This window comes from Mesorhizobium sp. YL-MeA3-2017 (assembly GCF_030814575.1).
GTDB classification, from domain to species: domain Bacteria; phylum Pseudomonadota; class Alphaproteobacteria; order Rhizobiales; family Rhizobiaceae; genus Mesorhizobium; species Mesorhizobium terrae.
On sequence record NZ_JAUSVH010000001.1, the window covers coordinates 3,921,201 to 3,933,852 of the forward strand.

Sequence of the window (12,652 nt, forward strand, 5' to 3'; positions counted from 1 at the left end):
TGCTCGTGCTCTGGCTCCCATCACCCCACCTGCGCTTGCTATTCCCTATGGAAACGCGGGCATCAACGTTCCGCCACCGGTGGCAGCGCCGGTGGTGGCGCCAGCTGTGCCCAAACGCAATGAGGGACCCAGTGCGCGAGATACAATGAAGCCAAGGGTGAGCATCGCCACCCAGTCGATGGCACCCTGCTCAAGTGGCTTATCGGCTTCTTCGAGGCGACGAAGTTGCTCGGGGGTCAAGCCGCTCGGTGTGCGTTGCTCGGCCGGGTGCGGCAACGCAGGTTGGGGCGATACCGGTGTCGGATGGGCTGGGGTCGACGGAGGTAACGGCGCGGGATCGGGCTTCAGTACGTCTTGTTTCGGAGGCTCAAGCGGTGTCGGGCGTCGCGGCAGCAAAGGCTTGGGCTGGTTGTGTGGTGCCGTGCGTGCATCTGGCTGGGGCAGCGAATCTTTCTTTCTGCGCGTGCCGGGCCGGCGTTCAAAGTCGGCGTTCTGCTGCGTCTTCTTTCCGCTCTGGATTCCGCTTTGCTTTGGTCTTTTCGCCCAATCGGAATCCTCACCTTTCGTTGACGGGCGACCTTCCTGAAGGCGTTTGATCCGGTCCTCGATGCTCCTCTGTCGCTGTTGACCTTGACCTCGCTTGTAGCCCTCACCTTTGCGTGAAGGATCAGCGTCGAAATCGTCGGGTTCGTCGCTAGGGGGCTGGCTGCTAGGGGGCTGACTGCTAGGGGGCTGACTGCTTGTGGGGGGGGCGCTGCCGGGAGGTTGGCTCGGCGGTGGCCCTGACATCGTGGCCCGTTTGTCGGTACTGGTGTTCTGAGCGGGTGGTCCTTCGCGCCAAATCTGGTGAATATCGGTGTCTTCCGGGTGCTGTGGGTCCAATCCGGATGGGTCGACGAAACAAGTCGGACATGCCCCGGCGTACAGGTAGAGATTCAAGCCTCCTGAGATTCCGATCGGATCACACGAAATCCATCTTCCCATCCACGGTGAGTAGTATCGCTCGCCGTGGCAGCAGAGGGCGGTCTCCTCGTCCCGTTCCTTGCCGGTAAAACGGTAGCGCTTTGGCGTTTCGGCTTGACTGCGGGCGGACTGGTAGGCGGTGGTGCCGTAAGGGTGATATTCCTCGTAGGAAATCACCTGCGCCTCGCCATCGACTTCGAGCACCGCCGAGCCTAGGTGATTGCCGAGTTGGAACCGTATGAGCTGGCGCGGTGCCGGATCCGCGCCGGCAAGGCGCGTTCGTGTTTCGACAAGTGCGACACGTCGTTTGTCGTCCATGACATGCAACGTCTCGCGCTCCAGTTTGACCGTTTGGCCGTCGGCCTCATAAGCGCGATAGATTTCGATGTTGCCGAGGTAAATGCGCTCTTCCCTCGGCTTGCCGTTCGCCGCATCGGTGATCTTGCGCACGCGCTCGCCGGTCGCGTCATAGACATACCAGGTCTTTTCCGCTGCTCCGCCATTGTTGAGCCGCCGTTGGGTGGCGCTCAGCTGGTCCTGGAAATCCCACTCCATCACCGACAGGTGCGGCATGGAAGTCATATTGCCACGCGCGTCGTAACCGTACCGGGCGGTGTACCCAGGCGCGGCCGGATAGTCCGGCAGATTGTCGGGATCGGCTGGCAGCCGGGTGGCGACAAGGCGGTTGCCGGCGGGCGTATATTGGTAGCGGCGCGTCCAGCGTAGGATCGCCCCGCCGGCATGGCGCAGGCTCATGATGTTGCCGACTGGATCGTATTCGTAATCCTCGCTGTAGCGCTGCAGTGCCTCTGGGCTGTTGGGAAAAGGTATGCCGACTACGGGCGCAAACGACGCGGCATCGCGCTGAGCGTTGTTTTGCGCGGCATGCTCCCGCCCTTCGGCCCGGATCAGTCTGTAGAGCGGATCGTAGATATAGGCGTTGCTTGGCGCGATGGTGGAATTGTCGAAGAAGACCGTTTGCTGCGCGTCGTCGCGGATGGCGGTGATGTTACCGACCGGATCATAGCTGTAGAGTAAGTCCTGCAGCATCCGCCTGTCGGCCTGTTGATGCCCAGGACGCATGCTCTCAAGGCGGCTCAGCCGGAAGGTGTCCGGCTCATAAGTATAGCGGATGACGATGCGGTGCTCCGCTTCGTTCTGCTCGGCGAGGATGCGCTGGCCCTTGGCGTTGTAGTCGATATTGGCGACAGCGTGCAGCGTTGCAGTGGCAGGATCCAGCAAATTGGGTGGCTCGCCGGCAAGCTCCAGCCAGACATCGACACGCTCGAGCAGGTTGGCTGCGTTGTAGCCCGGGCGGATGACGTCAAGCGTCGCGCCCGGTCGGTTGCTGTACGGGGCGACGTGCTGGACTTGCCTGTTGAGCGCGTCGTAACGGGTGCTCTGGCTGAAGATTTCCGCATTCAGTGGAGGCGCCCGCGACCAGTCGGGAAACTGCTTGTAGTCTTGCAGCAACTGACGCGTGCTGCGCAACGCATTGCCCTTGAAGTCGAAGGCCTCCGCGTCACCAGTCGCCGGAATGGTCCCGGCACTGGTCCCAAGGCCGGCCTTGTCGTAGTGCCTGTAGACCCGTCCGCGCAGGTTCAGCTTGCGGGTCTGGTCGTTGGCGGGGGTGTCCGGCAAGCCGTTGCCTGGTGTGTCGCCGTAAAGCACTCTTTCGAACTGGACGACCTTGTTTTGATCGGCTGGATCGGCGCCCTTGACATAGGATGCCGCAGGGCGGTGCAGGGGATCATAGGCGACGTGGAACATGTGGCCGCGACTGTCCCACGCCACCATCGGCTTGCCCGCGGCGTCGTTCAGCGTCCAGCGGTCGCCAGCATCGGCGTTATGCTCAAAGAGAAGATTGCCTGCAATATCGTAACCGGGCGCGAAGTTCGTTGGGTTATCAACCTGGCCGTCTGGAGCCGCCGGCAGGATGTATTGCATCGCCAGATTGCCGCGAGCGTCTCGGATCCAAAGCGCCTTCCCTTCGGCATCGAGCCGTGTGAATGTCGGGTACATCCTGTCTTCGACGGCACCCGCCCCAGTCTTTACGCGGTTGTGCGCGATGGCGATCACCGCGCGGCCGAGACTATCAAGAACGGTTAGGGTCGGTGTGCCAGCATGATCGGTTGCCAGTTGCGCCGCGCGTTTCTCCTCCGCCGTGGCAGCACCGGCCGTCTTCCTCGCATACCAGCTGTTGCCGGGCTCCAGCACTGTGTCGTTGCGATCGAAACTGCGCACATGCCAAGGCGAGAACTCGTCGCGCTCAAAACTACCGTCCGGCATTTCCCGACGCACGATCCTGCCGATGGCATCGTAGTAGACGACCGTTGCCACTCCTGCTGCCTCAGGCTCCTCAAAACGATGCCCGATGGCAGCAGCACTGAAATAGGGCTCGTATTGTTTGACCGGATTACCCTTGTTGTTGAAGATGACCTTGCCGGTGGCTACCCAACGCAGAGGCTGGCCAGCCACTTCTGGCTCGGCCTGAATTTTCCTGACGATCGCGGTTCCGAGGCCGTCCGAATATTCTAAGGCTACCTGCAACGGACTTGCCGCGCCTGCGGCAAGCTCACGGACGTGCTGCTCGCGCAGGATGGTGCAGGCGCAAGCCGGGTGCTCCGCCCACTGGGTCGTCCGCGTGCCGTCAGCAAGCAGCTGTTCGATCTCGCCAAAATCGTAGATGTGGCGGACTGTCGCGTTGGCGAGCCAGTCACGTGCCTGCGCCTCATCGAGATTGACACCGTCGAAGAAGGCCCGCAGCGCCATCAGCGGTGGCTGCGCGCGAGCAAGATTGGCGACACTGGCATCAAATCCGGAGAGATCGTCGGCCTCGTCACCCTTTCCCTTCAGCGCCATAGCTGTTGGAAAGCCAAGCACGTCGAAGAAGACTTCGGAGAGATTGTCGTTGACGTCGCGCATCTCCCGCGGAGCGAGCACGCGGTAGTCGAACCGGGCGACGCGAGCGGTGTTGTCGAGCGCGTCGGTGCTCGCCGCAACAAACAGATCGCAACCATCATAGGTCACGCTCGTGACATTGCCGAAGGCATCGGCATAGCGGACTGGAAGATAGAAGTGTGTGGCGGCGTCCCCTGCAAAGCCGGCGATGCCGGATCGGACCCAGTATTGCCCGGCCAGCTGGGCAGGTGGGATCGAGGCGAAGCGTACAGCAAGGGCTGCGCCGCTGAGGTAGCCGCTGGTTCCGGGGTTGTCGAGCAGATCGCGGGCGTTGCGCGGGCCGTCTATGACCTGATCGAGCTTGCCGGTGCCGTCGGCGTTCTTGAAGACCGCTTCCAGCAGGCTGTCTGTAAGCGCCAACTGATAGTGTTCGAAAACCAGGCCGAGCGGTCCAGGTTCGCCGAACGGAGCCGGATTTGCGAGATCAGCCGAGAAATAGAGCGTTCGTTGGTGCTCGATGAGGCGCTTCTGCCAGCTGACCCCGTCGGGAATTGAATGGTAGGGGATGTCGGCCACTGCAACGACATCGGCAACTGGCACCGTCGGAGGATAGTAAGTGCTCAGCGCCCATTTCGCCAGTTCGCCGATGGTGAGGTAATCGCCACCTCTGCCGTCCGGAATGGCAAGTTCATAGGTCATCGTCTCGCATGGCACTCGCAAGCGTTGCGCGTCGATGTCGAGATGGTCCTTGGTGTAGCGCGTCTCCTTGTAGACGAGGTGGCGTTGCTTCTGGACACTGCGGATCGCCGCCAGCGTGCCGGCGTTAAGGGCATCCTCTTCAAACAGACCGACGCGCGGATAGACGATGTCAACCGTCTGAAGCACGTTGCCGTACCCGTCGTGGCGCAGGTTCAGCGTGTGGGCGACGCGCGGGTCGGGGCGCACGCCAGCGGGCATCAGGGGCAGTTCGTAGTGATAGGTAACAGCCTCGCTCTCCGTTACGAGGAAGACCGCATAGGCGTTGGCCTCGTGCGGCTGAAGCCGGCTGATGCGACAGTTGTGATAGGCGGTGGAGAACAGCTTGACAGGGATATGCCGAGGATCGCCAGGGCGTTCCAGGGCGTCGAGATCGAGCTCATAGACCTCCTGTCGCAGCACAAAGCCCTTGCAAGCGCGAAGCGCTTCGCGCCATTCCACCGTGCTAAGCTCTTCGTTCCCAAGATCGGGTGCAGGCAACGATTTCTCCGCGAAACCCGCCGGCAGAGGAGCCCTCAGCCAGTTTGGAAAATATTCGTGCGCAAACTGCGTAAGGATGCGTTCGCGATCCAGGAAAGCGCCAGTATGATACCAGGTGACGGTCTTGACAGGCGGCTGGTGGAGCGCTCGATCCTCTGTGATATACGGACTGGTGGCGTTGCCGGCGGTGAACTCGCCATAGGATTCGGTGTCGACCTGCTCCACTCGGCCGAAGCCGCGAAATTCCCGCTCGTCGCCGTCGAAATAGCCGTGATGATACGAGTAGGCCGAGGCAAAACTGGTGTTGCGCCATTTGTCTGTGATGGTGACTTTCTCGACCACATGCACGGGAAAGGACAGACGGGTAACCCAGGGCGTGCCGTTGAGCCGGTCCTGCAAATAGAATTTGGTGGAGGAAGCGTAATCTATCCGCGTCTCCGCACCAAGATTGTTGGCGACCCTGACAAGCAGATGCGGCTTCCTTCCGCCCATCAGGTCGACATAGCGCATCTGCACCCCACCACCGTCGCCGAGATGCGGCGACGACCAGACGAGGCAAGCCGTGCCGTTGCCGAAGAGATCGATCGGCACGACCGACACCAGGTCGTCGATGCGTGGAAAGGCGGCGACCGTCTGAGGCAGACTCCAGCCGTTGCCGGAGAGATTGAAATAGAGGCGGACACCTTCGCGGTGCAGATAGATGATGTCCGTCGTGCCGCTGCCGTCGATATCGGCCAGACGCACGCGGCTCTGGCGGAACTGGTCGAGACTATCGAAGTCCGGCGACCTCTCCATCGTGACCTTGGCGCCGAAACGGCTATAGCCCAGATTAGGCCAGTAGCAGACCTCGCCACTGCGGATGCGCACCAGATCGGTCAGGCCATCGCCACTCATATCGGCAAGATAGATGGACTGGGAGGCGTCCGAGAAAACCAGTTGTGGCCCCAACTCCTCGTCCCGCCCCTGCCAAGATCGTTCCGCCGCACCGAAGCCGTCCTCTCCCAAGGAGAGGTGCCAGACGAAGGTATCATCTTCGGTGATCAGGATGTCGGCGTGTCCGTCACCGTCAAGATCGATAAGCCGGGTATTGGGGTCGTGCACGGTGCGTCTTACAGAGGAGGAGAAGGGGCGGAAGGGCAGCCAACTTTCGTCCTCATCATGCTCGTAGAAGCCGGGAACGGGGCCGTCGAGAACCACAAGATCCGGCTGGCCGTCGCCTGCGAGATCCATGAATTCGGCCGCGTCGCCGACGAGCGAAAGGTTGGGCTTCTGCGCGACGAGCTCGGACGGTGCAAATGCGGGCTGCCGCCAGCCCAGAGGACTGAGATTGCGCTTGTAGAACCAGCCAGCGGCCTGTTCAGTCAAGATGCCGGGAATGCCCTCGCCATGCAGGTCCAGCCATCGGTAAGAGGCGGTGTCGAGCCCGTTCGGCAGGTTTTCCAGGCTCTTGGCATCAATGTCGTGGACGGTTTCTTCCACGACAGGTTGCGTGTATTCGAATGTGACCGGCGGTGTACCTCGGCGGTCGTAACCGGTGGCGTTGCGCCGATAGGACATCTGCCTGACAGAGGTGAGAAAGGCGTAGACCGGGCCGGAAATAACATCAGGGCCATGCTGACCGTCATGGCCAAGATCTGTGGAGCGAACCAGGCAGTTTCTGCCGACCTCATCGTCTTCCGGAAAATGATGGAACATCAGCGCGCGGCGGCAAAGGCGCGTCGTGCGCAACTCGAAGCCAGGCCGGTAACTGGAAAATGCGTCCGCCCGGTAATCCCATGTCCCCGCATCGTCCGGCTTGGGTGCGTCACCGTCGTGTTCGCCGTAGTCGAAGACCATTTCGAACAGGAAGCCGCCCTGGGCAATCAGGTCATCGATCTTGGCCTTGTCGAGAAAGCGGGGGCGACGCCCTTCCTCCTCCAGCAGCGGCACGCGGTTGCCGTAATAGATGTGCTTCAGATAGCGGTTGGCAGTGCGGCGCCGGTCGTTGGGTCTGCCGCGGTTGCGTTCGCAGGTCCTGCCGTAATCGACCCTTTCGCCGTCCTCGGCCTTGTAGCGATAGAGAACCGCATTGCCCTTGTCGTCACGAGTCTCGCAGATCAGCCAGGAAAAGATGCGAGCGCCATTCTCCGGATCGAAGATGCGGGAGTTGGCATCGCGACCGTAGAGAGTGAGAATGTTGTCGCGGGTGATGGACCGCCAGTGGACGTCCTGCTGATCGGAAAGCAGCGTCCAGCGCTCGATGCGGGCAAATTGCCCTTCGATGCGCGGGCGGTAGCGGCGCACGCGGTAGCCGTCGATCTCCTGGTCATCAAGGAGAATATGGCCCTGCTGATCGCGTGACCAGCGGCCCGCCATATCCTGCTGATAGGCAGCGACGAGGTCCTCAGCACCCGACAGAAGGAATATGTCGGAATCCTTCGTGTTGTCGTGGCCGTCCAGATACCGCGGCAGCCCTTTGTCGGTCTTGCGGGTGATCGACGGAAGAGAAAGACTCCAGCCGAAGCCAAACGGACCGTTGCCCGAGCTGGAATCGTAGGAAAGCGACAACGAGGGGCCAAATCCCGTGCGTCCCGGGCTCGTCGCGATCGGCACCGACATCGCACCGATACCGGTTACCGGGTTGGCGGCAAATTTCTCGCCGATGCCGCGAACGGCACCGCCACCCTTCGGTAAGGTAATGGCCGGTGGTACGACGGCTTCAAATGGCGTCGCCGCGGGGGACTTTTCTCCAGACATTCGACCCTCTCAATCGAGAAGTCACAATACGTCGGCATAAAGTCTATGTGAGTGGATGCGCTTTTTTTGAAACAGATCAGGTGCTGGTGAGAGAGCTGTCGCGGGCGACGATACACTTCCTGCCGGTACCGGAATTCAATTCAACGCCAGCAACCGGCCCGTTCAGCCGATATGGTCAATTGATGGCACCCTAATGTTCGTGTCACGCCAGTATCGGAGACGTTCGACAAACTATCAACAAGAATTTCTTGAAATCAGTTAGACCAAGAAGGCCCACCACCCGACGTGCCCTGCAACACTTTCAACCAAGTCCCCTTTGCGCAAAAACCAGGGTCTCGATTCCGTGGTGATTGGCACGAACCCTGATGCGAAAGTCACCGACTAGGTTCCCGATGAGTTGGGTGAACTCAGTACCGTATCCATTTCCAAACTTCGGAACCAGCCGGACGAACAGGCGGGCCGGTTGCGGACCACATCATTGTCCATCACGTCAACTCGGAAGGCTATTGCTTCGCTTCGCCAGTCCGTAGCAGGTGCGCGCCGGTCTATTTCCACAAGTGATCGAATGATAGGTGGTTCGCTTTTTTAGATGCCATCCAGCACTTTTCCACCACTGACGACGAACCAGAAATGAAACATAATTCGGAGCCATTGGCTGCAGTTGATCGACGGCGGTGCGCGGCGACGTCCAGGAAATCGGCGGGGGTGAAACCGTCACGGCAAACCCGGCCTGCACTCTCACTCTCTTGGCGTTGCGGGGTCTCCTCGCAGAAGGGGGTGGCAGAGACTTTGGCTCGGGCGCAGAGGAAGGCTTTCGCCCTCGTTTATGTTGCTCGCATTGAACCTGTCGGGTCTGGCTTGCCCGAAGCATCAGGCAAAGCGGCTCGCGGCTGAGAAATTCATGTTGTGCGTCGGTGGGCGATCGGCGTCTCAGGGATGGCGCGTGACAAAACCTCTGATAAGATTGCGGTCGATTGGAGGATTTGTAACATGCCCTCGGCGCAAGATTCACAAAAGGCGAAGCTCAGAAGCATGCTCGATGCGCGCAGCATGATGCATGCGCATGAACTGCGTGAGGCTGGCATCAGCGCGCAAACGATAGCGCGCGCCGTCGAGAGCGGGGAAGTCGAGCGTATCTCGCGCGGAGTTTATCAGAAGCGTGGTGCGGAAGTCGAAGAGAACCAGATCCTCGCTGAAGCCATCATGCGCGTCCCCAAAGGCGTGATTGCACTGGTGTCGGCGCTCGCCTTCCATGAACTGACCGACCAGATGCCACGGCGCGTTTGGGTGGCGATCGGGACGAGCGATTGGGCGCCCGTGCAGTCCTATCCGCCGCTGCGTATGGTCCGCTTCACGGCGCCTTATCTGCGACAGGGCATCGAGCATCATGCTATCGCCGGACTCGATGTCCCGGTCTATTCGATCCCGAAGACCCTTGCCGACCTGTTCCGAAACCCCAAACTGGTCGATCGATCAGTCGCTGTAGAGGGCCTGCGCGCTGCTCTTCAGCAACGCAAGGCAACTCCGAGCGCAATCGCCCAGGCCGCGAAGGCCGGCGGCGCCTGGAAGGTGATGCAACCCTATATCGAGGCGCTCACCTCCAATGGCTAAAGCACCGACGAATATGGCGAAGTCGGTCAAGGACCGGCTGCTGAATATCGCCCGCAAGGAAGGCCGCGTATTCGATATCCTGCTGGTGCGGTTCGCACTCGAACGGCTGCTCTACCGCCTGTCGATCTCGGCGCATCAGGACCGTTTTGTCCTAAAAGGCGGCATGCTGGTCACGGTCTGGGTGACGGACGACAACCGGGTGACGCGGGATGCGGACTTTCTCGGGCTCGGGGACGCCGATCCGGGCCGCCTGATCGCCGACTTCGGGGAGATCATGGCGGCTAAGAGCGACGATGGACTCGTCTTCGACGTCGATGCGCTCGCTGCGACCGTCATTCGAGAGGAGATGGAATACGGCGGCATTCGCCTCAAGACCGCTGCCTATCTCGAAAGAACGCGCATCCCCGTCACAATCGACATCGGCGTCGGGGACGCCATGGCCGATGCGACGCAGCGGCTCGACTATCCGGCCTTGCTGGATTTTCCCGCTCCGCAGGTTCGTTCCTATCCGCCCGCCACAGTGATTGCCGAGAAATTCCAGGCGATGGTGGCGCTTGGCGTCCTAAACGGACGCATGAAGGATTATTACGACCTATGGGCGATACCGCGCGCGATCGACATTTCCGCTGATGATCTAGACGCGGCCATTCGCGCGACGTTCGAACGCCGTCGAACGCCGATCCCGACAGAGCGTCCACCAGGACTCTCGGTCGACATGTTTGGCGACGAAGGGAAGCAACGGCAATGGCGTGCTTACGCCGCGTCGCTCGAACTCGACGCTGTTTCGCTGGAATCGATCATCGAAGGGGTTTGGGAGTTGGTCGGCCCGTCATGCGCGCGGATCGTAGCAAGAAACGGGAATGAGGCATGACTGACGGCGTCGCCATCATTGACGTCTGGGACGTCGAAACCTTCGACCGCGAGTTGCGCGGCGACCTCGACGCCCACGCCGATGTCATCCGCAACTACATGCTCACCTCGCGCCGCCAATGGCTGGAGCGTGAGACCTCCGATCACACCATGCCCCATCCCGAAAATCCTTACGCGGGCGAGTTCATTTGGGTGAAGGAGCATATCATGCGGCTGATGGAAGTTCGCACGATCCGCGCCTGGCACTATACCCGCTTGACCGACGCAGAAGTCGACATTCTCCGGCAAGGCGGCATTTATCCATCCAGCCTCGACACCATCCGATCACGCTTCGCGGCGCAAGTCGCTGCTGGCGCCTTCAGCCAAGAGGTCGCAGATCGCTTGTTCGCCGACAGCCCGTACCAAAGCGATCAACTCGACGCCCGCTCCAACAAGTTCTGGATGGTCTCGCATCCCGTCAACGTCGAAGACAGCGGCGTTGAATTGCTCCTCGAGAGCTGGGGCGGCGAGTCGGCCTATTTCTGGCAGCGAGACGCGGTACTTCAGGACATGCTGAAGCAGATCGGTCGGCCGCGCGTTCTGGAGATTGCCATGCCGCTCGTCCATTCCCGCCATGGTTATTCGGCGGCTGAGGCAGTGGTTGCCACCTTTGGCCGGTTGCTCGGCTGCCGGCCGGACAAACATGCGTTCGACCTCTACACACATCAGCCGCTCGGTCCCGAGCATGTCCTCGCCGTTCATAGCGAAGGCGAGCCCAGCTTCGGCGTCTTGGCTCGGGGCTACCCGGTCGGCTTCGTCGACGTGAACCTCGGTCGGTGGGACAAGGAATGAGCAGAGCGGACACTGCATCCGACGCGGTAGCCTTCCTGCGTGGGATAGCTGGAGAACTCGCCGAGATTCACCGCGGCAGCGACTATTCACTCTGGCGCGACGAGGCGAAGCATCGTGTCGATCAATATCTCTCCCGCGCAGAGCCGTTCTCCGATTTCGCGACGTGTTGGGTGTTCAGTGGCGACGGCGGCGGCTCTCTCGTCGGAGGCCGCTTCGGTGAATGGGCGATTGACCGGCTCGTCGAAAAAATAGCGCCGGAAGATATCGTTGCACTCTTCACGAACGAAGTGTCGCGGAATGCCGCAGTCTACGAGGAAGTTTCGCCGGTGCTTGGCATCGAAATCAACGAGCCCTGTGAATTGGGCGATGGTGTTCGCCTTGTGCCGCCGGCGGCCGACATCTTCAGCGCGTTCGACTACCCCTGGCGATATTCGTGGCCGAGCATGCCCACCGGAACCGGCTTCCTCGTCCAGTCCTACAAGGTAACGCCAGCCTTCGAACAACACCCGTCTGAAGCAAATGGGCCAGCCGGGACCAGCATAACACAGCCCGCCTCATCGGCGCGTGATGCAATCCGCCGTCGTTTTCGGCTCGCCTGTTTGCTTGGCTCCAGTGGCGGGGTCGAGTTGCCGATGTCGGTAATTCTGTCGGATCGCCGCGCTTTGCTGTCGGCTGATGGCACGATGTCAGGCCGCCCGTTTGCGGCTCACCCGCTCGTGGCTTTCCCAGCGGATTTGGCGACGATCAAGACCGCCTTCGGGCAGCTAGCGGCATTAACCGAGGGAGACAGCCTTCCCCGTGCAATCGACCGGCTCGGGCGCTCGCGGCTGGCAATTCATCCTGTCGATCGCGCTCTCGATTTGGGCATGGCGGCGGAAATCGTGCTGATGCACGATCTCGGAACGTCGAATACCGAAATCACCTATAAGATTGGCAGTCGCGCCGCCTGGCTCTTGGGTGAGGGTGCCGTCGAGCGGACCAAGATCTTCGATGAGATGAAGCATCTATACAAGGCTCGGTCAGACGCGGTCCACTCGGGTGTGCTTCCGCCAAAGTCCAAGGTCGATCTCGATCTCGCCGATCAGCTTGTTGTCCGTGTCATGCAGGCCATCCTTCAGCGTGGCAGTTTTCCGGATTGGACGAGCCTGACACTGGGGGCGAAGGCTGACGCGATCTTGTACGATCGACAGCAGTAAGACATCGGCTGCTCTAGTGGCCCAGGAATGACTCAATAGGAATCGGCGATGCGCTCTCTTACGGACTTCCTTGCTGGCCTGCCTGGCATCATGCCCATTAAGACGAGAAGGCTCGTCCTTGAAGGAGGGGTTCTGTCGAAAGCTGAGCGCGCCGACATCTACACACGCGAAAGGAATTGGCTCGATCTTGTTCTTGAGGTTGGTCCTGATGCGGCGGCGGCGATCCTCTCAGCCTACCAGAAGGGACGCCTTCCGATGAAGAGAGGCTGTACGCCAACGAATGCACCGGAAGCAGAGGCTTATCTTGC

The 12,652-nt window shown here is 60.8% G+C and carries 5 protein-coding genes; 4 read left to right on the forward strand and 1 reads right to left on the reverse strand.

All coding sequences use genetic code 11. The features are described 5' to 3' along the window. Positions 1–45: 45 nt before the first annotated feature. The gene (locus QFZ88_RS18675) at positions 46–7,836 is read right to left on the reverse strand and encodes a SpvB/TcaC N-terminal domain-containing protein (protein WP_065997441.1); all 7,791 of its coding nucleotides are present in this window, start codon (positions 7,834–7,836) and stop codon (positions 46–48) included. Between the two features lie 990 nt (positions 7,837–8,826). Here QFZ88_RS18675 and QFZ88_RS18680 point away from each other — a divergent pair. The 4 genes from QFZ88_RS18680 to QFZ88_RS18695 are packed head-to-tail and all read left to right on the forward strand — an operon-like array spanning position 8,827 to position 12,344. Continuing rightward, on the forward strand, positions 8,827–9,447 hold the full coding sequence (locus QFZ88_RS18680) for a type IV toxin-antitoxin system AbiEi family antitoxin domain-containing protein (protein ID WP_065997439.1): 621 nt from the start codon (positions 8,827–8,829) through the stop codon (positions 9,445–9,447). A gap of 13 nt (positions 9,448–9,460) precedes the next feature. Continuing rightward, entirely contained in the window at positions 9,461–10,318 is an 858-nt protein-coding gene (locus QFZ88_RS18685) for a nucleotidyl transferase AbiEii/AbiGii toxin family protein (RefSeq protein WP_245317467.1), read from the forward strand. After that, positions 10,315–11,148: a hypothetical protein gene (locus tag QFZ88_RS18690; RefSeq protein WP_065997437.1), complete on the forward strand. Its 834-nt coding sequence runs from the start codon at positions 10,315–10,317 to the stop codon at positions 11,146–11,148. Before QFZ88_RS18685 ends, QFZ88_RS18690 begins: the two co-directional genes overlap by 4 nt. Next, positions 11,145–12,344: a HEPN domain-containing protein gene (locus QFZ88_RS18695; RefSeq protein WP_065997435.1), complete on the forward strand. Its 1,200-nt coding sequence runs from the start codon at positions 11,145–11,147 to the stop codon at positions 12,342–12,344. The genes QFZ88_RS18690 and QFZ88_RS18695 overlap by 4 nt, the downstream gene beginning before the upstream one ends. Positions 12,345–12,652: the final 308 nt, after the last annotated feature.

Excerpts from the sequence above, each read along its gene's own strand:
- QFZ88_RS18695 (WP_065997435.1), top strand. The coding sequence starts at position 11,145 with ATGAGCAGAGCGGACACTGCATCCGACGCGGTAGCCTTCCTGCGTGGG.
- QFZ88_RS18690 (WP_065997437.1), top strand. The coding sequence starts at position 10,315 with ATGACTGACGGCGTCGCCATCATTGACGTCTGGGACGTCGAAACCTTC.
- QFZ88_RS18680 (WP_065997439.1), top strand. The coding sequence starts at position 8,827 with ATGCCCTCGGCGCAAGATTCACAAAAGGCGAAGCTCAGAAGCATGCTC.
- QFZ88_RS18675 (WP_065997441.1), bottom strand. The coding sequence starts at position 7,836 with ATGTCTGGAGAAAAGTCCCCCGCGGCGACGCCATTTGAAGCCGTCGTA.
- QFZ88_RS18685 (WP_245317467.1), top strand. The coding sequence starts at position 9,461 with ATGGCGAAGTCGGTCAAGGACCGGCTGCTGAATATCGCCCGCAAGGAA.